The organism is Gluconobacter vitians, assembly GCF_015244565.1.
GTDB classification, from domain to species: Bacteria; Pseudomonadota; Alphaproteobacteria; order Acetobacterales; family Acetobacteraceae; genus Gluconobacter; species Gluconobacter vitians.
Genome location: NZ_JABCQG010000012.1, coordinates 56,701 through 77,157, shown reverse-complemented (window position 1 = coordinate 77,157; position 20,457 = coordinate 56,701). Strand labels below are relative to the sequence as shown.

23 protein-coding genes and 1 tRNA gene are annotated in these 20,457 nt (G+C 62.0%); 7 read left to right on the top strand and 17 right to left on the bottom strand.

Translation table 11 applies throughout. The features are described from left to right. Positions 1-105 precede the first annotated feature (105 nt). Positions 106-180, bottom strand: a tRNA-Gly gene (locus HKD24_RS10310). Positions 181-351: 171 nt separating this feature from the next. On the opposite strand from HKD24_RS10310, the gene HKD24_RS10305 reads away from it, so the two are divergent. The 3 genes from HKD24_RS10305 to HKD24_RS10295 are packed head-to-tail and all read left to right on the top strand — an operon-like array spanning position 352 to position 2,166. Further along, a complete protein-coding gene (locus tag HKD24_RS10305; RefSeq protein ID WP_194260217.1) occupies positions 352-1,305 on the top strand; it encodes a thioredoxin family protein in 954 nt (317 codons plus the stop codon). A gap of 4 nt (positions 1,306-1,309) precedes the next feature. Then, positions 1,310-1,984 carry an LON peptidase substrate-binding domain-containing protein gene (locus HKD24_RS10300; RefSeq protein ID WP_194260216.1) on the top strand — a complete coding sequence of 225 codons (675 nt, stop codon included), beginning with the start codon at positions 1,310-1,312 and terminating at the stop codon, positions 1,982-1,984. Positions 1,985-1,986: 2 nt separating this feature from the next. After that, on the top strand, positions 1,987-2,166 hold the full coding sequence (locus HKD24_RS10295; protein WP_194260215.1) for a Trm112 family protein: 180 nt from the start codon (positions 1,987-1,989) through the stop codon (positions 2,164-2,166). A gap of 13 nt (positions 2,167-2,179) precedes the next feature. On the opposite strand, the gene HKD24_RS10290 is transcribed toward HKD24_RS10295, so the two are convergent. Both HKD24_RS10290 and HKD24_RS10285 read right to left on the bottom strand, forming a co-directional pair. Then, a complete protein-coding gene (locus HKD24_RS10290) occupies positions 2,180-3,748 on the bottom strand; it encodes a globin-coupled sensor protein (protein WP_194260214.1) in 1,569 nt (522 codons plus the stop codon). Positions 3,749-3,848: 100 nt separating this feature from the next. Continuing rightward, complete coding sequence (locus tag HKD24_RS10285; RefSeq protein WP_228124317.1) at positions 3,849-4,154, bottom strand: hypothetical protein; 306 nt, start codon at positions 4,152-4,154, stop codon at positions 3,849-3,851. Between the two features lie 177 nt (positions 4,155-4,331). On the opposite strand from HKD24_RS10285, the gene HKD24_RS10280 reads away from it, so the two are divergent. Next, positions 4,332-4,994, top strand: coding sequence for a protein-tyrosine phosphatase family protein (locus tag HKD24_RS10280; RefSeq protein ID WP_194260242.1), 663 nt, complete (start codon positions 4,332-4,334; stop codon positions 4,992-4,994). 3 nt (positions 4,995-4,997) lie between these two features. Here HKD24_RS10280 and HKD24_RS10275 read toward each other — a convergent pair whose 3' ends face one another. The 5 genes from HKD24_RS10275 to HKD24_RS10255 form a co-directional block, all read right to left on the bottom strand. Continuing rightward, on the bottom strand, positions 4,998-5,603 hold the full coding sequence (locus HKD24_RS10275) for a helix-turn-helix domain-containing protein (protein ID WP_407646367.1): 606 nt from the start codon (positions 5,601-5,603) through the stop codon (positions 4,998-5,000). A 38-nt stretch (positions 5,604-5,641) separates the two neighbouring features. Next, entirely contained in the window at positions 5,642-7,165 is a 1,524-nt protein-coding gene (gene lnt, locus HKD24_RS10270; protein ID WP_194260212.1) for an apolipoprotein N-acyltransferase, read from the bottom strand. Between the two features lie 76 nt (positions 7,166-7,241). Next, positions 7,242-8,072, bottom strand: a complete 831-nt coding sequence (locus HKD24_RS10265; protein ID WP_062511496.1) for a GNAT family N-acetyltransferase — start codon at positions 8,070-8,072, stop codon at positions 7,242-7,244. A gap of 110 nt (positions 8,073-8,182) precedes the next feature. Beyond that, positions 8,183-8,716 (bottom strand): Fur family transcriptional regulator, encoded by a 534-nt coding sequence (locus HKD24_RS10260; RefSeq protein WP_194260211.1) that lies wholly within the window; start codon positions 8,714-8,716, stop codon positions 8,183-8,185. Between the two features lie 104 nt (positions 8,717-8,820). Next, complete coding sequence (locus HKD24_RS10255) at positions 8,821-9,228, bottom strand: Ros/MucR family transcriptional regulator (protein WP_011252343.1); 408 nt, start codon at positions 9,226-9,228, stop codon at positions 8,821-8,823. A gap of 81 nt (positions 9,229-9,309) precedes the next feature. Between HKD24_RS10255 and HKD24_RS10250 the strand changes: the two genes are divergently transcribed. Next, on the top strand, positions 9,310-9,558 hold the full coding sequence (locus HKD24_RS10250) for a sulfurtransferase TusA family protein (protein WP_194260210.1): 249 nt from the start codon (positions 9,310-9,312) through the stop codon (positions 9,556-9,558). Here HKD24_RS10250 and HKD24_RS10245 read toward each other — a convergent pair. From HKD24_RS10245 to HKD24_RS10220, 6 genes are all read right to left on the bottom strand, one after another. Continuing rightward, positions 9,545-9,988: a GNAT family N-acetyltransferase gene (locus HKD24_RS10245; RefSeq protein WP_407646366.1), complete on the bottom strand. Its 444-nt coding sequence runs from the start codon at positions 9,986-9,988 to the stop codon at positions 9,545-9,547. The genes HKD24_RS10250 and HKD24_RS10245 overlap by 14 nt on opposite strands. Next, positions 9,985-10,626, bottom strand: coding sequence for a tRNA (adenosine(37)-N6)-threonylcarbamoyltransferase complex dimerization subunit type 1 TsaB (gene tsaB / locus HKD24_RS10240; protein WP_194260209.1), 642 nt, complete (start codon positions 10,624-10,626; stop codon positions 9,985-9,987). Before tsaB ends, HKD24_RS10245 begins: the two co-directional genes overlap by 4 nt. Continuing rightward, a complete protein-coding gene (locus HKD24_RS10235) occupies positions 10,617-11,249 on the bottom strand; it encodes a malonic semialdehyde reductase (protein ID WP_194260208.1) in 633 nt (210 codons plus the stop codon). Before HKD24_RS10235 ends, tsaB begins: the two co-directional genes overlap by 10 nt. A 3-nt stretch (positions 11,250-11,252) precedes the next feature. Beyond that, positions 11,253-11,816, bottom strand: coding sequence for a NifU family protein (locus HKD24_RS10230; protein ID WP_194260239.1), 564 nt, complete (start codon positions 11,814-11,816; stop codon positions 11,253-11,255). Between the two features lie 117 nt (positions 11,817-11,933). After that, on the bottom strand, positions 11,934-13,247 hold the full coding sequence (locus HKD24_RS10225; RefSeq protein ID WP_322783306.1) for an ATP-binding protein: 1,314 nt from the start codon (positions 13,245-13,247) through the stop codon (positions 11,934-11,936). Positions 13,248-13,318: 71 nt separating this feature from the next. Then, entirely contained in the window at positions 13,319-14,086 is a 768-nt protein-coding gene (locus HKD24_RS10220; protein ID WP_194260207.1) for a response regulator, read from the bottom strand. Between the two features lie 170 nt (positions 14,087-14,256). On the opposite strand from HKD24_RS10220, the gene fbaA reads away from it, so the two are divergent. After that, a complete protein-coding gene (fbaA, locus tag HKD24_RS10215; protein ID WP_194260206.1) occupies positions 14,257-15,333 on the top strand; it encodes a class II fructose-bisphosphate aldolase in 1,077 nt (358 codons plus the stop codon). A 49-nt stretch (positions 15,334-15,382) separates the two neighbouring features. On the opposite strand, the gene HKD24_RS10210 is transcribed toward fbaA, so the two are convergent. After that, positions 15,383-16,960, bottom strand: a complete 1,578-nt coding sequence (locus HKD24_RS10210; RefSeq protein WP_194260205.1) for an efflux transporter outer membrane subunit — start codon at positions 16,958-16,960, stop codon at positions 15,383-15,385. A gap of 98 nt (positions 16,961-17,058) precedes the next feature. On the opposite strand from HKD24_RS10210, the gene HKD24_RS10205 reads away from it, so the two are divergent. Then, complete coding sequence (locus HKD24_RS10205; protein WP_194260204.1) at positions 17,059-17,727, top strand: TetR/AcrR family transcriptional regulator; 669 nt, start codon at positions 17,059-17,061, stop codon at positions 17,725-17,727. Here the strand turns inward: HKD24_RS10205 and HKD24_RS10200 are convergent. Next, positions 17,721-19,298 (bottom strand): DHA2 family efflux MFS transporter permease subunit, encoded by a 1,578-nt coding sequence (locus tag HKD24_RS10200; protein WP_194260203.1) that lies wholly within the window; start codon positions 19,296-19,298, stop codon positions 17,721-17,723. The genes HKD24_RS10205 and HKD24_RS10200 overlap by 7 nt on opposite strands. Then, positions 19,295-20,401, bottom strand: coding sequence for an HlyD family secretion protein (locus tag HKD24_RS10195; RefSeq protein ID WP_194260202.1), 1,107 nt, complete (start codon positions 20,399-20,401; stop codon positions 19,295-19,297). Before HKD24_RS10195 ends, HKD24_RS10200 begins: the two co-directional genes overlap by 4 nt. Positions 20,402-20,457: the final 56 nt, after the last annotated feature.

The following is a 20,457-nucleotide window of genomic DNA, read 5'->3' as shown; positions in this document are numbered from 1 at the left end:
AGAGGGGAAAATGCCGTAGCGGCGTCACAGTTCAGACGGGACGTCCAAGACCTGTTCGAAAAAATACCGGAAACGAAAAAAGGCACCCGAAGGTGCCTTTTTCGATGGAGCGGGCGATGGGATTCGAACCCACGACCCCAACCTTGGCAAGGTTGTGCTCTACCCCTGAGCTACGCCCGCACTCCGTGGAGGGGCTTATGACCGAATCAGAGCCATCGCGCAAGAGGGATTTTTCATTTCCAGCGCAATATCCTGTTCCATAACCATGGTGACAGCTTACGGACTTGCACACGGCTCCTGTGCACCCGATCTTTCAGGTAACTTTTCTTCCCAGCGAACGGTTCTGACCCCATGAGCAGCACATTCGACGAACACCTGATTGGCCAATCCCCCGCAGGCGCGCCTGCCAATGGAACCGCCACGATCATTGACGCCGATCAGTCCAGCTTCATGGCAGACGTCGTGGAAGCCAGCCGGACAATCCCGGTTCTGGTCGATTTCTGGGCGCCGTGGTGCGGCCCGTGCAAGCAGCTCACCCCCGTTCTTGAAAAGGTCGTTCGTGCCGCCGGGGGCCGCGTCCGGCTCGTCAAGGTGGACGTGGAGGCCAACAAGGCCCTCGCCGCACAGCTTGGACAGCTGGGTCTGCCGCTTCAGTCCATTCCCGTCGTGGTGGCCTTCTGGAAAGGTCAGGTGCTCGATCTTTTCCAGGGTGCCCAGCCGGAAAGCGAAATCCGCCGGTTTGTGGAGTCGCTTCTCAAGCTCGCCGGTGACGTCATGCCTGCCACCGAAATCCTGTCGGCTGCCCGTCAGGCGCTATCCGACGGACACGCGGATCAGGCGGCTGGCCTCTTCTCGCAGCTTCTGGAAGCCGAGCCTGAAAGTCCGGAAGCCTGGGGCGGCATGATCCGCGCGCTCATAGCCCTGAAGGAGCCGGAAGCGGCTGCGGATGCCTCTGCCCAGGTCCCGACGAAACTGGACGCCCATCCCGAGATCACCGGGGCCCGTGCTGCGCTGGCACTCTATACCGAGGGCGAAAAAGCCGCGTCCGAACTCGACACGCTGCGTCAGCAGAGCGCGGCTGCACCCGACGATTTCGATCTGCGCCTCAAACTGGCGGCCGCGCTCAATGGCGCAGGCCAGCGGGCGGAAGCGGCCGACACCCTGCTGGACATCCTCCGCAGGGACCGCAACTGGAATGATGGTGCGGCCAAAACGGAGCTTCTGCGCTTTTTCGAAGCATGGGGACATACGGATCCTGATACGCTGACCGCACGACGCAAACTCTCCTCCCTTCTGTTTTCGTGAGCCGATGACTGAATCGCCCGACTTTCTGTCCAACGAGTTGCCTCGCCGCGCTCCACCGCTGACGGAACTCACGCTTGCGGATATTCCGCCACGCGTTGGTCTGTTTCCGCTATCAGGGGCACTGCTTCTGCCAGGCGGGCATCTGCCCCTGATGGTCTTTGAGGCGCCTTATGTGGCGCTCCTTGAGGACGTACTGGCAGGACGCAGGATGATCGGCGTAATCCAGCCCCTCATGGACCCGGACACGGACGAGCATTCCCTGCTCTACCGGACCGGAACGCTGGGCCGCATTACGGAATTCGCTGAAAATGTGGATGGGACGTTTACTGTCACCCTCCTCGGCATTTCCCGCTTCCGCCTGATCCGCGAGAGCCAGACGGATCGCGGCTGGCGGGAGGGCGTCATCGACGCGACACCATTTGCCGCCGATCTCGTTGAAGAAGATCCGCTGCCGATCAACCGTGACCTGCTGCTGGAAGGTCTGAAAACCTATCTCGACTCACGCGACCTTCAGGCAAGCTGGCCGCTGATCGAGGATATGGATGATGAGACGCTGCTGGTCGTCCTGCCAATGCTTGTCCCGTTCACGCCGGTGGAAAAACAGTCTCTTCTGGAAGCCATGACGCTCGATGAGCGTGCCGGGCTCTTGCTGGATCTGCTTGAGAGAGGCATGGATTAGTCATGAACACAGAACTCGACCCCCGCCTCCTGTCTCTTCTGGTCTGTCCGGTCACCAAAGGCCCGCTGACCTATGACCGCGACACCCAGGAGCTTATCAGCCCCCGGGCGAAGCTCGCCTTCCCGATCCGGGACGGTATTCCGATCATGCTGCCCGAGGAAGCCCGTCAGATCGAAGGCTGATCTTTCGAAGAAATCAGACCGTTTCCGCGGCCCCGGTCGGAGAAGGCGTTCTCTGAGCGGGTAGCGGCGCAATCCGCTGCGACGACCGTGACGGTCTTTTACGGACCTTGAAGTTCCGCACGACCCGGGTCAGTTCGCCGGCATCTCCGACCAGTTTTTGGCTTGCGCTGCTGGTCTGATGAACGATCGATGCATTGCTCTTGGTCACGCACTCAAGCTGCGTTGTGCTGGCATTGATGTCCATGATGCGTTTCGCCTGCGCCTCGGCTCCCGAAGCAATCTGCCCCACGGCCGTTCCAAGACGCTCCACAGAAGTGCTGATATTCCCCAGTGCCGTTCCGGTTTCGTCGACCATCTGCACGCCGCGCTGCACGTCTTCCATGCTGCTGGCGATCAGCGACTTGATTTCCTTGGCGGCCGTGGCAGACCGCTGGGCCAGAGCCCGGATTTCCTGAGCGACAACCGCAAATCCACGTCCCGCATCGCCGGCATGGGCTGCTTCAACACCGGCATTGAGCGCCAGAAGATTGGTCTGGAACGCGATCTCGTCGATCACGCCGATGATCTGGACGATCCGGTTGGACGACGACGAGATCTTGGCCATGGCCTCAACCGTCTTGCCGACAATATCACGGCCCTGCTCGGTCTCCTGACAGCAGTCGGCCACCGTTGTATCGGCCTGACGGGCCTCGTCAGCGACTTCCTTGACCGAGGACGTCAACTCCGTGATGTTGCGCGCCACGGCTGCCAGCGCATCGACCTGTTCGGCGATACGGCAGGTGATATCCTCTGTCGAGCCGCTGATTTCGCGCGCGCGTTGTTCCACAACCCCTGACGTTTCCCGCACGGCATGGACAATCTGGCCAAGCCCTTCACAGGCACGGTGGAAGGCGGCGCTCATGCGGGTTGAGCCATTTTCCAGCGCTGGATCAATCTGTTGAACCAGGTCGCCGCCCGCCATGCGATCCAGTGCCTCGGCCAGTGCATCCGAAAGCGCAGCGAGACTCTGGATCCGCTCACCCTCCGCCCGTGACCGCTCGCGCACGTCCAGGTTCTGGGTATAGGTCTCAAGACCCAGCTCCATGTCCAGAAGGCCACAGCGGATGAGCAGGCCGATCTGCGAGGCAGCCTCCTCGGCAGAGGTTCCCTGAGCCGGGCGTCGCAGAAGGCGGTCCATAAAACTGCGACGCGGTTCCGGCCAGTACTGACGGAGCAGATCCGTTACCATGCCCTCGATCAGGAGCGCATAGCCGCCGACATACCACTGCGGCTTGAGACCGATGCGGGCATGGGTATTGCCGATGGCGCGAGTGCTCTCGACATAATCGGCACCAAAATCGCCATCAAGAATGCGGCGCCAGTGCTTTTCCTGCTGGCTCCGGGCACCGCTGCGATGCTGCTCGTTGGCAAAGAACCTGTTCAGGGCCGGCGTCTGGAGAATGCGGCCATAAAAGCGGTCGAGTGCAGAACCCAGAACCCGCAGCGCCTGCGGACGGATTCTGGCCAGATGGGCTTTCTCAGCGGCGCCGATGCCAAGAAAAAGCAGTCGTTCGGCAATATCTGCCTTGACCTGCTCAGTCATAGTCAGGGTCTCCAGAGCGTGGATTTGGCGCGTGTTCAGGACAGATTCCCTACCACGCCAATAGTTACGCAATCATGAAGAGACGCTGATGGACTGCCGGTCAGTCAGGCGTGTTGTTTTTCCCGTAAGACACTTCCGTATCGGGCGTTGCCGGGTGCGGTGTAATGTCCGCAGAACCACCCTGGCCACCGAAGGACATGCCACCCATGGACGGGCCGCTGGCCGTATCATGCGAAGGCGATGTGGGGCTTTCCGCGCCGGGGGGCATGGCCATCACAGGCGCATCATCGGCATAGGATACGCCACTGCCCTGATGGTGGTGACTGCTGCTGCTGTGAGAATGGTGACCGGGCGCAGCACCTGGTGGCGGGAGGGCGACCATGTCTGGCGCAGGCCCGCTGAACATGGACCCGCATCCCGCCGTGGCGAGAAACGAGAGCATGAGGAAAGGGGAAACGAAGCGCATGAGACGCAATATAGCACTTTTCGGCGGTTGACGCATCCCTTTGCGGGATGGGACACAGCGCGTTCTTCCCGTCGCCCGCCCCTCCCGAGCGGCATGTCCAGCAAGGATGCATTCACCATGTTCGAAGGCCGGATCACGTCTCCCGCCGCGCGGCGCCGCGCCTGGTGGGACAGTCTCTTCGTGGACCACTCCATCTTCCGGGTGGGCTGGACCAATCTCGCCCCCGTCGTGCCGGGCAAGGTCTGGCGCTGCAACCATCCCACGCCTGCACGTCTGCGCAGCCTGACACGACGCCTGCATCTGAAGACGCTCGTGAACCTGCGCGGGCATCGTAAATGCGGCTCAGATGCGCTGTCGCGGGGTGCCAGCGCCAAGCTGGGCCTGACGCATCTGGACATGGCTTTCGAGAGCCGGGGGGCGCCGCACCGGGACCGCATCCTGCGCTTTTACGACATGTACCAGACACTCGCCTTCCCCATGCTCATGCACTGCAAGTCCGGCGCGGACCGGGCCGGGCTGGCGTCGGGGCTGGTGCTGATGTTTGAAGGCGGCACGGCGCAGGATGCGCTGAGGCAGCTGCACTGGCGCTTCGGGCATTTCAACCGCTCGCGCACGGGCATTCTGGACGCATTTTTCCTGCGCTATCAGAAGGAAGCCGAAGGGCGTCTGCCGTTTCTGGACTGGGTCCGGGACGAGTATGATGAGGACCGTCTGCGGGCCGATTTCAAGGCCGGGAAGCTAGCATCCTTCGTAAACGACAGCATCCTGCGCCGGGAATAAGGCTCAGTCTGTTTTGGTGTCCGCCGGGCCAAGGGAGCGGATGAGGTCCAGCATCCGCTTGCGGACCGCAGGGTCCGGGATCCGGTAATAGGAGCGCACCAGATCGACCGTCTCGCGGCGGCTGAACAGGGCGGCTTCATCCACCGGAAGATCGAACAAACGCGGCGACGGTGCCGCCGGGGCACGTGGCAGTGGGGCTCCGAATGCCGACTGCGTTTCGGCAAACCCTGTGACAGGGGCCTGTGCGGCGGGCGTCTGTCCAAAAGCCGGGTTGAACGTCGGAGCAGAACCGGAAAATGGCTGGGGTGCGCTGGACGGCGCGGACGGGCGCGCCTCCTGCATATCATCGAAGAAGAAACCGATCGGCACGTCCAGAACCTGAGCCAGATCGTACAGACGGCTGGCGCCCACGCGATTGGCGCCGCGCTCGTATTTCTGGATCTGCTGGAAGGTCAGTCCCAGAGCCTCGCCCAGTTTTTCCTGCGACAGCCCCATAAGCGTGCGACGCAGCCGGATGCGGTTGCCGACATGCACATCCACCGGTCCGGCCGCAGCGGAACTGCGGGATTCAGGGCGGGCGCGATCCGGGGAGGATTCTTTTTCTGACACCTGTAAATGGTTAATAAGACAACCCTGGATTGTCAATGTTAACCTTTATACACCCCCAGGTCCCAGTCGCGCTTCTTCCGCTGCGTGGGGACGAGCGCCAGAACCATGCAGAGGAACGAAAGCGCAAGCGGCGTGGCACGGCCGAAGCGGGAAAAGAAGGTCGGGGGGAGCGGTGACGGGATGTCACTGACCAGCACATCGGCCCGGCCCCAGCCCAGACGGGCGGTTTCATGTCCGGTCGCGTCATAGATGGCGGAAATGCCGGTATTGTTGGCGAAAACAACCGGAAGCCCCTCTTCCACGGCCCGCATCCGTCCGGTCGCGAGATGCTGGCGGGGACCGGCGCTGTTGCCGTACCAGGCGTCATTCGAGATCGTGACGAGCCAGTCCGGGCGGTCATTGCGGGCCGTGACGGAACCGGAGAAAATGATCTCGTAGCACACCATCGGCCCCACGCGCCCCATGCCCGGCAGGTCCCATGTCTTCAGGCCCGGCCCCGGAGTCAGCACGCCCGGCAGGACGTTAAAGGGCAGGATCCAGGGCTGGTATTCGCCGAATGGGACCAGACGGCTCTTGTCATAGATCGCCGCGATGCTGCCATCAGGGGCGACGGCGATCAGGCTGTTGAACCAGTCCTTGCCGGATTGCCGGTCCGAACCCACCAGCGCCGGAGCGCCATCGGCGGCTCGGGCAATCATCTGCCGGGCAAGCTCGTCCTCGTCCAGCAGGCCGGGGAAGCCGGATTCCGGCCATATCACCACGGGCGGACGACCACCCTCCGCGAAGGCTTTCTGCGCGCCTTGAGCCGTCAGGCTCAGATAGCGGCGAAAATTGCTGACCGCGTCCGCATGGCTGATGACTTCGGCTTCAGGCACGTTGCCCTGCACCAGAACGGCGCGGGGATTGGTGATGTTCAGGGGCGTGGCGGACGACAGGCGCCATGTCCCGACACCGATCCAGAGCACGGACACAACCAGCACGGTCACAGCCGCGCGTCTGCCACGGAACAGGGCGAGAGAGCCGAGCACCAGAGCAAGTGACAGGCCGTCCACACCCAGAATGGCTGCGGGCTGGATCATGACGTCTCCGGCAAACCCCGGAAGTTCCAGATCGCTTCCCAGTGGGTTCCACGGAAATCCCGAGAACATGAAGACGCGGCCCATGTCCATGACGGTCCAGCTTCCCGCGAACATCAGCACACGCCGCCAGCCGGGACGCACCACGCGGCACAGCATTGCCGGGACGCAGATGAAGGGTGCGATCAGCAACGCCACGCCGGGGGACGCGAAGGGGACGACCCACCAGAATTCATGGACACGGGTAAGGATGGCATTCGTCAGCCAGTAAAGCCCGACCGTGTGGAATCCCATGCCGAACAGGAAGCCGCACCAGGCCGCCTGTTTCCAAGACCGCGCGTCTTCGGACACGCGGTACAGGATCATCAGTCCCACGGGCAGCAGGAACAGGGCATGCACCGGAGGCAGAGACAGGGCTGCCAGCCCACCGGCGAGCAGCATCAGTCCGGCAAGCCGCCAGCCGCGGACAGGGAGCGTCGAAATCATGAAGGAACCGTCCGGCTGACGAAGTGGCTGAAACAGGAAACAGCCGGACTCTGAAGATCCGGCTGCGAAAAAACTGTCAGTCGAGGGCGTCGCGCAGGCGACGTTCGTAATGGCGGTAATACTTGTCCGCCAGAAGTTCGCTCTTCACCAGAACGGCGACATCCGTGGTGTTGAACTGCTCATCCACAACTGCACCGTCACCGACATAGCCACCCAGACGCAGATAGCCCTTGATCAGCGGAGGCAGTTTGTTGAGGCAGGCACGATAGTCCAGCACATGCGGGTCAGTCCGCTGCATTTCCACATAGCGGTCCGGAAGCGCGCGGATGCGCAGGGCCGGAGGCGCCAGATGGTTGTGGTGCATATAGGTGAGCTGATCGGCCAGAGCGTCCGGATCCGTGCCCGGAAGGCTGCCACAGCCGAACAGCACGTCGATCCGGTGCAGGAAGATGTAGGACGCAATACCGCGCCACAGGAGCTGCATCGCGGAGCGGCCACGATATTCCTTCGCCACGCAGGAACGCCCGACTTCAAGCAGCCGACCCGGAAACTCTGTCAGAGTCGAGATGTCGTATTCGGAGGACGTGTAGAAACGCCCAACCTTCTCGGCGGCGTCGGAGCGCAGCAGACGGTAGGTGCCGACGACACCGGCAGCGCCGGGGCCCTTGGCATGGTCGATGACCAGAAGGTGATCGGCGGCCTCGTCGAATTCGTCCACATCCCGCTTGGTGCGGAAGGCGCGTTCGTCAGGGTGGGCACCGAGCTCTTCAAAGAAAACGCGGTAACGCAGCGCCTGTGCGGCGTCGCGCTCTTCGGCCGTTTCGGCAATCCGTACGCCCAGCGTTCCACCACGCAGTTCCTGAAAGCCGCCTTCGCGGTTCAGGGACAGGGTGGAGAGCGTCTCCATCTGTCGCAGGGTTTCCTCGCTGCTGGTCAGCGAATGCGGGGCCGGAGCCGATACTGGGGCGACGGTATCGTTATCCGGAGCGGAAATAGGTGCGCCAGCCGGTTTGGTGGTCATGATCCGCTCTTGTTCCTGTTTTCTGGGAGGGACTTTTTCCTGTCATCGGGTTCGGCGCGACGGCCGAACAGCTCGATACGATGCGAGACAAGATCAAATCCCAGACGCTGGGCAAGCTGGGCCAGAAGACGCACCGGCTCTTCATCTTCAAACTCGATGACACGGCCGCTGTCCACATCAATCAGATGATAGTGGTTGCCGCTGTCACTGGCCTCGTAACGCGCACGCCCGCCACCAAAGTCACGGCGTTCGAGAATGCCTTTTTCTTCCAGCAGACGGACCGTGCGATAGACAGTCGCAACGGAGATGCGGCTGTCGATCTCGGAAGCACGGCGATAGAGTTCCTCGACGTCCGGATGGTCGTCGGCAACGGACAGGACATGGGCGATCACCCGTCTCTGGCCGGTCATTTTCAGTCCGCTTTCCACACACAGGCGGGCAATGTGTGAATCATCCGGCACAGGGGAAGAGGGGCCCTTCCGATTCCCTGGGCCGGCGCGTCTCTCAGCGGGTTTCGTATCTGCGACCATATCTGCGGCCTAGCCGAAAAACAGGCGTCTTGTCCAATTTATGGAGCCTGTCAGGCTTTTCCCTGCCGCGGGGATGAAGAGGTCGCGGACAGGGAAAATGGCACTTAGTCTTCGCGACGACGGCCGAGGCCGATCTTGCGGGCCAGCGACGAGCGGTGGTTCGCATAGTTGGGAGCAACCATCGGATATTCCGGCGGCAGACCCCAGCGCTCGCGGTATTCCTGCGGCGTCATGTTGTAGGCAGTCTTGAGGTGACGGCGCAGCAGCTTCAGCTTCTTACCGTCTTCCAGGCAGATGATGTAGTCCGGGAAAACCGACTTGCGCGGCGAAACGGCCGGCACCGGCTTTTCAACAGGAGCCTCTTCCGGAACGTTCACCGTTGCAAGAGAGTCATGGACGGACCGGATCAGGGCCGGAAGAGCGTCAGCCGGAATATCGTTGTTCGATACGTAGGCAGTAACGATCTGCGCAGTCAGCTGATGCAGTTCGGGAGCATTTGTCTCTTGCGACATTGTAGTTAAGTCCTTCATCCTTGAGCGAGGGAGCATGTAGCAGTCATAAATTGCTTCCTTCAAGCATAAAAAGAAAGAAACATGTGCGTGACAGAAAATGAAACATTTTTCATAGATATAACCGAAAAAACATGCCCGATGACGACAGTATATGTGCGGGCAAAACTGGATGGCATGACTTCCAGCCAGAGACTTGAAGTCCGGCTTCGCGGAACAGAGACACGCAGGAACGTCCGTGCATCCGTGCAGGCACTGGGGCACATAATTCTGGCGGATTCACCTGTTAATGGGAGCCCGGATTTTTATTGTTTGACGGTCAAACGTTGCTAGAAACAAGCACCTGGGCATCGCTCCCGTCCCGGTAATAACCACGACGGAGCCCTGCTTTTACAAAACCGCATTTCTCGTACAGCACAGCCGCCGGTTTGTTACAGACTGCTACTTCAAGAAATACTTTTCCCTTCTGCAGAACATGCTGCACCAAGGACTTTCCAATGCCTCTGCAGCGGAAATCGGGATGTACGGCCAGAGTAAGGATTTCCGTTTCGTCCAGAACGGTCCGCGAAAGAATGAAGCCGGCAGGGTCGTGACCAATCAGGGCAACCGTGGCTTCCGTGCCCTGACCTGAAAGCAGGGCAGCAAAAGAAGTTGCATCCCAGACTTCACCGCCGCGAAACGTGACTTCATGAAGCGCGGCCAGTAATGGCGCGCATTCGATCCCCATTGTCTTTAACTGGAAATCCTTTTCAGGACTGCTCACAGGGGCGCAGGCCTCAGACCGGCAGCGGGGGGTTTTGCTTCGGGGGGATCGACATAGAGCGGCATCAGCGGACCGGGCGCAACGCCCTGCGCAGCCTGCACGATACCCAGCGCATAAGGCGCCTCGCAGGGAAGCACCGGACAGGGCCAGTCGGTCTTTTCGGAAACGGCGTCACCTGTCACACAGGCCCAGCCTGTAGGATCGAGATCAACGGTCTGGCTGGCTGTAACGGGACCATGCGGCTGGTCCACGAAGACGCGGCCGCGACGGGCAATACTCACACAGACGGCGTCCGGGCGCGCGAGCGTGGCGCGGATGGCCGCCCCCAGCGTGACGCCGATCGTGGGGCAGTTCCAGCCTGCCGCCAGCCCTGCCGCCAGTGACAGGGACGAGCGCAGGCCCGTGAAGGAACCCGGACCAATCACGGCGATGACGCGATCAGGAGCCGCAGTCCAGTTATTCTGCGTCAGAAGTTCGCGGATGACGGGCGCGAAATGCTCGGAGGCCCCGCGACCAGCCATAAGCTTTTCCGCGACGACATGCCCATCCTCGACGAGCGCCACCAGACTGGTCAGGCCGGTGCCTGCCCCTGCCCCGTTGAAAACGACTGTCCTGACAGACCCCGCCTTTACAGACACAGACAGGCCTCTCCGAAGTCCAGACGGGGCGCGCGGGGTTCGGCATGGTCGGGAGCGGGTTCGTTTTCCGCCGGATAACCAAGTCCCACAAGGAAGTTCACGCGCCAGCCAGTGGCATTCAGCAGCGTGTCTTCGACCATGAAGTTATCAAAGCCGGACATCGGCATGGCGGACAGGCCAAGCATCCGGGCAGCCATGATAAGATAGGCGCCTTCCAGCGTGCCGTTGCGGAACGCTGTCTCGTCTGACAGGCCCACATCGGCCGCAAACCAGTCGCGCAGGCCGTCCTGCGGATTCAGGCGGGGCAGAGCCTCGAAAAACAGCGGATCATGACAGACGACAGCCAGAACCGGTGCCGCCATGGCGCGGGCCACGTTTCCCGGCGACAGGGCGGGACGGATGCGCTCGCGGGCATCCTGCGTCATGAGAAAAACAAAGCGACCTGGCGAGCAGTTGCCAGAAGTCGGCCCCAGCTTTACCAGATCATACAGACGACGCAGGACATCTTCCCCGACCGGGCGCGGCGAGAAGCTGCGCGGGGTCCGGGCCTGCGTGAACAGGGCTTCTGCGCCCGGAACCGGTCCGCAGGGGAGTGTTTCACTCACAGATGTCTGGTCGTCCATGGTTCAGTCCTCGACCTGTTCGACCGAGGCGACTTCCGGAACATAGTGCCGGAGCATGTTCTCGACGCCATGCTTCAGTGTGGCGCGGGAGGACGGGCAACCGGAACAGGCGCCCTGCATGACCAGATAGACCACACCGTCCTTGTAACCACGGAAGGCAATATCGCCGCCGTCACCGGCAACGGCAGGACGCACGCGGGTGTCGAGCAGGTCCTGGATGCGGCTGACGACTTCGGCGTCTTCGGGAGAAACGTCATGTTCCGGAGCGGACTGCGTTCCCGACAGGACCGGACGGCCGCTTTCGAAGAAGGTCGTGATCGTCCCCAGGACGACAGGCTTGAGGTCGCCCCAGCTGATGTCGTCGGACTTGGTGACAGAGACGAAATCGCCGCCGAGGAAAACGCGGCGCACGTTCGGCTGGTCGAACAGGGCGCTCGCCAGTTCGGAGCGTCCGGCGGCAACATCGGCATCGCCGAAATCAACAGGACGGGCATCGCCGGTCACGCTGCGGCCAGGCAGGAATTTCAGGGTGGCGGGGTTGGGAGTGTCTTCGGTCTCGATGAACATCGTGGTCATGTCCTTGCGTTCCAGTCCGCCCTGACATGTGCCACTTCGCCCGAAGGTGCAAGTGTTGGGACTGCATTGGTCCGACTTCCCGTGTTTTTAACGACAGGCCATACCTTTTCAGACCTGCTCGCCCTGCCCCTCGGTTTTCCTTGAAGGAGACGGGAGTCCCTTGGGCAGAATAATGGTGGCGCAGAGCCCGCCATAGCCCTTCGAGGCATCCCCGCGCCCCAGAACCAGCGAGCCGCCCTCCCGCGAGATTTCGCGCTGCACGATCGCCAGCCCCAGCCCGATTCCCCCCGTGGCCCGCGAGCGCGAGCCCTCCAGACGATAGAACGGGGTCAGCACGCGCTGGTACTCGCTTTCGGGGATGCCAGGACCGCTGTCGCTGATGGCGATTTCAAGCGCGCCATCCTCCCGCGTCCGCAAAGTGGCGAGGACATTGCCGCCATAGTTGAGGGCATTTTCGATCAGGTTGGACAGCACGCGCTTCATGGCAAGCGGACGGACATGTACCAGTGCGCGATCCGGCCCCTCATAGCGGGCATCGCGCCCGTGATCGGCATGATCGTCCACAAGGGTTTCGAGCGTGGCGACAATATTGATGGTGCGCGGGACTTCGGGATCATCCGCGCCCGCCAGATAGGCAAGGATGCCGTTCACCATGGCTTCCATCTCGTCCAGATCGGCCTCGATGGCAGCTTGCGCCTCCCCGTCACTCAGGAAACCGCAGCGCAGACGCAGGCGTGTCAGCGGTGTGCGCAGATCGTGCGACACCGCTGCCAGCGCCTGCGTCCGGTCATTAATGAGGCTCTGGATGCGGTCCTGCATGGCGTTGATGGCATGGGCCAGCCCACGCACTTCAGGCGGTCCCCGTTCGGCCAGCGGCACCCATTTCTCGCTGGAGCCGATGCGGTCCGCAACAGACACCAGTGCCCGGAGCGGCATGCTGAGACCGCGGATCAGCATGGCCGCGGCAATGGCCACAGCACCCGCCGCAATGGCCGCCGAGGCCAGACCGCGCGTGACGCGGTGATGGCCAAGCATGCCGGGCACGCGGAAACGGATGTAGCTTCCGTCCGGCAGGCGCTGGGAGCCCAGCACGTCTGCACTTCCCGGGCCGAGCGTGTAAAGGTCCAGATGGGCCTGTTCAAGAATGGGATCATCGGCCGTCAGACGTCTGACAAGCTGTGTCAGTGCGACCGGATGGTGTCCCGGGAGCGCAGGCGTGATCGAGGCGGGCTGCCAGGTCACGCTGAGTTCACTGCCCGAGAGCATGACGGCCAGAAAGGATCTCTGGCTGACGGGAGCTGCGGCAAGTACGCGCAGATCCGTACTCAGCGCCTCGCCCAGCTGGGCGATGCGCACGTCATCGACAATGTAGGTCTCTGCCTGACCGTAGAAAATGGCGTTCGTCAGGAACACCAGTGTCACTGCGACGGTCAGGACAACGCAGACGCGCCCGACCAGCCCCAGCGGCCATAGCAGAATGCGGTTCTGGATGTTCAGACGCGTTCAACCTCAGCCACGAAGATGTAGCCCAGACCACGGACTGTGCGGATCAGCTGATCGGTATCAGAACCCAGCTTGCGGCGCAGACGGCTGACGAGCACGTCGATGCTGCGGTCCGAGACATCGCCCAGACGGGTCCGCGACAGTTCCAGAAGCCGGTCACGGGCGATAACCCGCTGCGGATTGTCCAGAAAGCTCGTCAAAAGATCGTGTTCGGCACCGGAAATATCGACGGTGGCCCCGGACGGGTCCGTCAGTTCACGGCGGCGCAGATCGAGCGTCCAGCCTGCGAAACGCAGCGTCTCGCGACGCACGCGCTCCTGCGGAGCACCGGTGGCGATGCCACGGCGGAGCACCGCACGCACGCGCGCCAGAAGTTCGCGCTGACCGAAAGGCTTGGGAACGTAATCATCCGCGCCCGATTCGAGACCGTTCACGCGATCGCGTTCCTCGCCACGGGCCGAGACCATGATGATCGGCACCTGGGCCGGCGGGGTCTCGTTTTCATGCGTAGCACCCTGTCCGCTGCGCAGCGCACGGCACAGTTCGATGCCGCTTTTGCCCGGCAGCATGATGTCCATGATGATGAGATCGACGGGAGCCACTTCAAGCGCAGCCCACATCTCGTCCCCGCAGGCAACGCCACGGGCACGGAAACCGCCCCCCTGAAGGGCACGGAGAATGAGGGTCCGCATGCCCGCGTCATCTTCGACGACGAGAATACGGGCGGGAAGATCGGGGTCAGAAAGATTTGGCACCATGTCTTTTCCATAGTCTCCACTGGGTTGGCATCACAAGCAACAAATCCTGACAGCAAGTGTTCCCGCTACTTTAGCGCTCATGACGAAAACGGATTAGCAACGTACAATACAACGCATCACGGCCATGCCCGTTCTGCTGGCCCGTTTCATGCGTTGTGTTGGAGTCGCCCATGTCACGAGTTTCCCCCGGCGTCGTCAGTGGCGCCAGTTATACGGCCCTGATCAAGGCCTGCCACGAGGGGGACTATGCCCTCCCCGCCATCAATGTCGTTGGCACCGACAGCGTCAATGCGGTTCTGGAAGCCGCAGCCCGCAACGGATCGGACGTTATCATCCAGGTCTCCAACGGCGGCGCGCGCTTTTATGCCGGCGAAGGCCTGCCGGATGCCCATCGTGCCCGCGTGCTTGGCGCGGCGTCCATGGCGCGTCATGTCCATCTTCTGGCGAAGGAATACGGTATCGCCGTCATTCTCCATACCGATCACGCCGATCGCAAGCTGATCCCCTGGCTCGACGACCTCATCACAATGAGCGAGGATGAGTTCAGAACAACCGGCAAACCGCTGTTCACGTCCCACATGCTCGATCTCTCCACGGAACCGCTGGAAGAGAACCTTGCGACTTCGGCCGCCATGCTGAAGCGTCTTGCACCGCTGGGCATGGGGCTGGAAATCGAACTGGGCGTTACGGGTGGCGAGGAAGATGGCATCGGCCATGACCTCGAAGAGGGTGCGGATAACGCGCATCTCTACACGCAGCCCGAGGATGTGCTGAAGGCCTGGGAACTGCTCTCCCCGATCGGAACCGTGTCGATTGCTGCGTCTTTCGGCAATGTTCATGGCGTTTACAAGCCGGGGAACGTGCAGCTTCGCCCCGAAATCCTGAAGAACTCGCAGGATGCCGTTCAGAAGGCGACGCAGAGCGGCCCCAAGCCGCTGCCGCTCGTCTTCCATGGCGGCTCAGGGTCCACGATCGCGGAAATCGACGCGGCTGTGTCCTATGGCGTGTTCAAGATGAACCTCGACACCGACATCCAGTTCGCCTTTGCCCAAGGTGTGGGCAGCTACGTTCTGGAACATCCGGTGGCCTTCCAGCACCAGATCGAGCCTGGCACCGACAAGCCGATGAAGTCGCTTTACGATCCGCGCAAATGGCTGCGCGTGGGCGAGAAATCCATTGTCGAACGGCTGGATGAAGCCTTCGAGATCCTGGGCTCCAAGGGTCGGTCCGTCGCCCGCAAATCCTGACGGGACCGGCGTTCAGGAGGCTCCGGCCTCCTGAACAGGTTGCCGGATTTCAGGGGCCGGGCGTGGCGGAAGCGAGCTGCGCCTTGGCCACATCGCGGCTGTCGGGAAGCGCGTCTTCCCAGCCGCCGCCGAGCGCATTGTAAAGCCGCGTCAGGTTCGTCGCCAGCGTGGCATCGCTGTTGGCGAGGTCAAGCTGGGCGGACTGGAGCTGCGCCTGTGCGTTCAGGACGTTCAGGTAGTTCGTCAGACCGCTGCGATACTGGCTCTGGGCCAGCATGAGCGCCTTGCTGTTGTCGTTGACGGCGTTCTGCAGGCCCTGACGGTGAAGCTGCTCGTCGCGATAGGCGATCAGCGCGTTATCCACATCATGCCAGGCCTTGATGACCGTCTGCTGATAGGAAATCGCCGCAGCCTTCTGGGCATATTTCTTCAGCTCAAGCTGCCCGTACAGACGGCCGCCCTGGAAGATCGGCAGGGAGATGGACGGGCCCACGTTCCAGGCACGCGCGTTCCAGAAGCCCAGATCGCGGAAGGACAGGGTCTGGAAGCCGAAATCGGCGTTGATCGTGACCTTCGGATAAAAATCCGCTGTGGCCTCGCCCACTTCGGCAACGGCACCGCGCAGACGGGCTTCGGCCTCGCGGATATCCGGACGGCGATGGGCCAGTTCCGACGGAATGCCCACAGGCACGATCGGCGGGACGACCGGTACGCCGGCGTTCTTCTCCAGCTCGGTATTGAGGCTTTCCGGCGGCGCACCCAGAAGCAGGGCCAGCGCGTTCTCTTCCTGCGCTACGGCCTGTTCGAGCTGCGCTTCCTGACCCTGCGTGTCGTGCAGGCGGGCCTGGGCGGAATCCACGTCCAGCTCCGTCACCAGACCGCCGCGATAGCGTTCCTGCGCGATGTTGGCGATCTGCGTGAGGATCTGGATGTTATCGCGTAGGATTTTCAGACGCTGCTGGTCACCACGCAGGCTCATATAGCCATGCGCCATGTCAGCCTGCTGGGCGATGAGGACGGAGCGGCGCTCTTCATCCGAGGCCTGAAGATCGGCCTTGGCGGCATCGTACTGATGCGCCACACGGCCCCACAGATCGATTTCGTAAGTCGCGTCAATCGCGCTGCGCCACTGGTTCAGCAGCGGAATGTTGGCACCGCCAGCCGCATTCTGAAGCAGCGGGCCGACCGTGCTGCCGATCGTGCCGCCTTCGGATTTGGCAATACCGCCCGCGACATGGCCGATGATTTCCTGCAACTGCTTGGTGCTGTACTGGCTGCGCTGGTACGAGCCCGTGGCACTCAGCGCTGGGAAACGCTCGGCACCCGCCATGATGAGCTGCGCGCGGCTCTGCGCCAAATTGGCCGTCGCCAGGCGGAAGGACAGGTTCTGGTTGACCAGACGGTCTTCCAGTGACGTCAGTTCCGGATCGTGGAAAACCTGCCACCAGTGACTGTCGGCCTTCATCTCGCTGATGATGCTGTCAGGCGCGCCGGCCGTATGGTCCGTGTAATGTGCCGGCGACCAGGGTTTCGGCGCATGATATACAGGCCCCACCATGAGGCAGCCGGACAGGGTGAACAGGGCGCAGCCGGACAGCAGCGCGCGGGAAGTGAAGGCTGCGCTCACAAAGAAACTCCTGAGGCGGAAATGATCTTGCGGTGACCGACCGGTTCGGTCAGCATGTCAGGAACTTGACCTGACGGACAGAAGGATCTCTCGCTTACATGACGGGCATCATGGACGACGGCAGCGCAGGCACTCCCGACGGGGCCAGCGGCGCCGATCCTGCGGGATGCACCAAGCGCGAACAGATCCTCAAAGGCGCCGGAACGGTCTTTCTGGCAAACGGGTATGAAGGGGCGTCTATGTCCCAGATCGCGCAGATGGCGGGTGTCTCCAAGGGAACGCTCTACAACCATTTCGACGGCAAGGCGTCCCTGTTTTCCGCATTCTTCGAAGAGCAGGCCCGCAGCCGCCTCGCGCCCATCGAGGCGCTGTGGCGCGATGATGAACAGTCCGTCCGCCTCACCCTGATCCGGTTTGCGGAAATGGCGGTCCATATGCTGATTTCCCCGATGGCGCTGGGGCTGTACCGCATCATCGTCGGCGAGGTCGAGAAATTCCCCAATCTGGCCGACACGTTCTGGCGCTATGGCTTCGACCGGAAGCTCAGCAACCTCACGGAATACCTGACGCGCGTCGTGGCCCGCGGAGAGCTGGACATCGCCGATCCGCGCCTGTCGGCCGAGCAGTTCATGCTCATGTGCCAGGCCCGCATCGTGCAGCGCCGCCGCTTCGGACTGCCGGTCGATGACAGCGATGCCGCCATCGCGGAGTTCGCCGCCTTTACCGCCGACAGCTTCCTGAAGATCTACGAACCGCGCCATCAGTGACCGCCGCCCGAGGCCTGGGCCTCCTTCTTGCCGTTGGGTGACAGCAGGAAGCACAGCGGCACCACGAACAGTGCGATAACGCCGATCCAGTCGAACACCTCGTTATAGGCCAGCATGGCGACCTGCGAGGTGAACTCCTCAAACAGCCGGTAGATGGCGAAATCATGCGCCTGCGCGGCTGGCAGACCGTGGGCCTGGGCGACCTGCTGCGCATTGGCGATATAGGCGTTGAACTCCGGATTGGCCGGCGTCATGTGGTCCGTCACATAGGTCTGGTGACGCTGCCGTGTCTCGATGATAGCCGCCGTGGCGAGCGAGATCGCCAGAGAGCCGATATAATTCCGGGCCATCGAGAACAGGGCCGAGGCGTCCGAATTCATCTCGCGCGGCAGGGTCGAATACGCGATTGTCGAGATCGGCACGAACAGGAACGCCAGCGAGGCCGTCTGGCTGATGCGATAGAACATCAGATGCTTGAAATCGGTCCCGGAATAGAGGTTCGAGGCCTGGAACATGGCCATGCCCATCGCGAAGAACCCGAAAGCGATGATGTAGCGCATCTGGATGAACTTCATCAGCCGCCCCACGATCGGGATCAGGCAGATCACCGCCACGCCACCAGGAGCGAGCAGCAGGCCCGAATTCGTCGCGGTATAGCCGAGCACCTGCTGGGCGAACTGCGGAACGATAATGGCGGACGCGTACAGCGTGGCACCGACCATCGAGATCAGCAGCATGCCGGTCGCGAAGTTGCGGTCCTTGAGAACCGTCAGACGGACCAGCGGGTTCTTCGCATAGCACAGCCAGAGGATCGCACCGATCACGCCAATCGCACCGAGAACGGCCATGCTGGTGATGAAGGGCGAACCAAACCAGTCGTCATCTTCACCACGGTCACACATGACCTCAAGGCAGCCGAGACCCAGCGTGATCAGACTGATGCCGATCACGTCCACCTTCTCGCGCTTCTGGCGCTCCCATGGCGGATCCTCAACGAACGCCGTCACGGCCATGACGGTGATGATGCCGAACGGCACGTTGACGAAGAAAATCCAGCGCCAGGAGAAATTGTCCGTCAGATACCCGCCCAGCATCGGACCCAGAACCGGGCCGACAATGGTGGCAATGGCGGTCAGGCCAAACGCCGCGCCACGCTTTTCAGGCGGGAACGTGTCCAGGATGATGGACTGCTGGCTCGGTTGCAGGCCGCCCCCGAAGAAGCCCTGCATGAGACGGAACACCACGAGCATGGGCAGCGACGTCGCCAGTCCGCATAGGAAAGACGAGACGGTGAACATCGTGATGCAGATCAGGAAGTAGCGTTTGCGGCCGAACAGCCGCGATAGCCAGCTCGAAATCGTCAGGACGATTCCGTTTGCCACCAGATAGGACGTGAGCGCCCAGGTGGCGTCATCATACGAACTGCCGAGCGATCCCGCGATATGCGGCAGCGCCACGTTGACGATGGTGGTGTCCAGCACCTCCATGAAGGCCGCCAGCGTGACCGTGACGGCCACAAGCCACGGATTGTGACTGGGTTTCCAGTCCTGATGCCCGGCAGTATCGCTCATTTCACATAAACCGTCGGCACGACAGACAGACCAAGGGCGAGCGGGATGTTCGGATCAAGACCGCTGTCCAGCACAATCTTCACCGGAATACGCTGCACCGTCTTCACGAAGTTGCCGGTCGCGTTCTCGGGAGGGAAGGCGCTGAAGGATTCACCCGAGCCGAGCTGAATGGAATCCACATGGCCATGCAGTTCGAGCTGCGGATAGGCATCGACCTCGACATCCACCTTCTGGCCCGGACGCATATGGGTGAGCTGCGTTTCCTTGTAGTTCGCCACGATCCAGACTTCCGGCTCGACGATGGAGAACATCTGCTGACCGGTCTGCACGAAGTTGCCGCGCTCGACGTTACGCTGGGAAATCCAGCCGTCATGCGGCGCACGCACTTCCGTCCATTCGAGGTTCAGGCGGGCCTGCGTCAGATCCGCATTGGCCGAAGCGAGAGCGGCCCGTTCCTGCGTGACGCGGGCATCGGCATTGGCCACGTTTTCCTTGACCGGCTCGGCCTGTGTCAACTGACCCTGGGCCTGAAGCACGCGGGCTTTCGCCTGATCCAACGCGGCGCGGGCATAATCGATATCCTGCTGCGAGGTCGCGGCGCGGGCCACCGAACGCTGGCGGCGGTAATCGGCCTCGGCCTTGACGAGCTGAGCCTGTGCTGCGGCAAGATTGCCCTGCGCGGTGACGAGCTGTCCGGGGAAGTTCTTGTGCGCCACAGCCAGCATCAGCTGATAGGCGTCGATATTGGCTTTCGCCTGCGAGACGGCGGCTTCGGCCTTGTTCAGGGAGGCCACATAGTCCCGGCTGTCGATCCGCACGAGCAGGTCACCGGTATGAACGAACTGGTTGTCGTTCACCAGAAGCTGCGTAACGTAACCGTTGACGTGGGGCGCAATGGCGATCTTGCGACCGGCCGTGTAGGCGTCATCCGTCTCGATATTGTTGCGGGTCAGGAAAAGATAGGCCCCGATACCCACGAGAACCAGAACCACCAGCAGGATCAGCGCGACCCGGACAAGGGGATGACGCTTTTTCTGCGGCTTTCCGTTCTTGTCGGATGTCGTGTCATCCTGCGCGTGATCGGCCTGATCGCCTTGCGCCATAATGTTTGTCTCGCTTTGAAAACAGGTCTGTCAGATCATGACCGGATGTGCTGTGC

What these genes read in the sequence shown, in the direction of transcription:
- HKD24_RS10305 (WP_194260217.1), top strand. Translation starts at nt 352, where the DNA reads ATGAGCAGCACATTCGACGAACACCTGATTGGCCAATCCCCCGCAGGC.
- HKD24_RS10300 (WP_194260216.1), top strand. Translation starts at nt 1,310, where the DNA reads ATGACTGAATCGCCCGACTTTCTGTCCAACGAGTTGCCTCGCCGCGCT.
- HKD24_RS10295 (WP_194260215.1), top strand. Translation starts at nt 1,987, where the DNA reads ATGAACACAGAACTCGACCCCCGCCTCCTGTCTCTTCTGGTCTGTCCG.
- HKD24_RS10290 (WP_194260214.1), bottom strand. Translation starts at nt 3,748, where the DNA reads ATGACTGAGCAGGTCAAGGCAGATATTGCCGAACGACTGCTTTTTCTT.
- HKD24_RS10285 (WP_228124317.1), bottom strand. Translation starts at nt 4,154, where the DNA reads ATGTTCAGCGGGCCTGCGCCAGACATGGTCGCCCTCCCGCCACCAGGT.
- HKD24_RS10280 (WP_194260242.1), top strand. Translation starts at nt 4,332, where the DNA reads ATGTTCGAAGGCCGGATCACGTCTCCCGCCGCGCGGCGCCGCGCCTGG.
- lnt (WP_194260212.1), bottom strand. Translation starts at nt 7,165, where the DNA reads ATGATTTCGACGCTCCCTGTCCGCGGCTGGCGGCTTGCCGGACTGATG.
- HKD24_RS10265 (WP_062511496.1), bottom strand. Translation starts at nt 8,072, where the DNA reads ATGGAGACGCTCTCCACCCTGTCCCTGAACCGCGAAGGCGGCTTTCAG.
- HKD24_RS10260 (WP_194260211.1), bottom strand. Translation starts at nt 8,716, where the DNA reads ATGGTCGCAGATACGAAACCCGCTGAGAGACGCGCCGGCCCAGGGAAT.
- HKD24_RS10255 (WP_011252343.1), bottom strand. Translation starts at nt 9,228, where the DNA reads ATGTCGCAAGAGACAAATGCTCCCGAACTGCATCAGCTGACTGCGCAG.
- HKD24_RS10250 (WP_194260210.1), top strand. Translation starts at nt 9,310, where the DNA reads ATGTGCGTGACAGAAAATGAAACATTTTTCATAGATATAACCGAAAAA.
- HKD24_RS10235 (WP_194260208.1), bottom strand. Translation starts at nt 11,249, where the DNA reads ATGGACGACCAGACATCTGTGAGTGAAACACTCCCCTGCGGACCGGTT.
- HKD24_RS10230 (WP_194260239.1), bottom strand. Translation starts at nt 11,816, where the DNA reads ATGTTCATCGAGACCGAAGACACTCCCAACCCCGCCACCCTGAAATTC.
- HKD24_RS10220 (WP_194260207.1), bottom strand. Translation starts at nt 14,086, where the DNA reads ATGGTGCCAAATCTTTCTGACCCCGATCTTCCCGCCCGTATTCTCGTC.
- fbaA (WP_194260206.1), top strand. Translation starts at nt 14,257, where the DNA reads ATGTCACGAGTTTCCCCCGGCGTCGTCAGTGGCGCCAGTTATACGGCC.
- HKD24_RS10205 (WP_194260204.1), top strand. Translation starts at nt 17,059, where the DNA reads ATGACGGGCATCATGGACGACGGCAGCGCAGGCACTCCCGACGGGGCC.
- HKD24_RS10200 (WP_194260203.1), bottom strand. Translation starts at nt 19,298, where the DNA reads ATGAGCGATACTGCCGGGCATCAGGACTGGAAACCCAGTCACAATCCG.
- HKD24_RS10195 (WP_194260202.1), bottom strand. Translation starts at nt 20,401, where the DNA reads ATGGCGCAAGGCGATCAGGCCGATCACGCGCAGGATGACACGACATCC.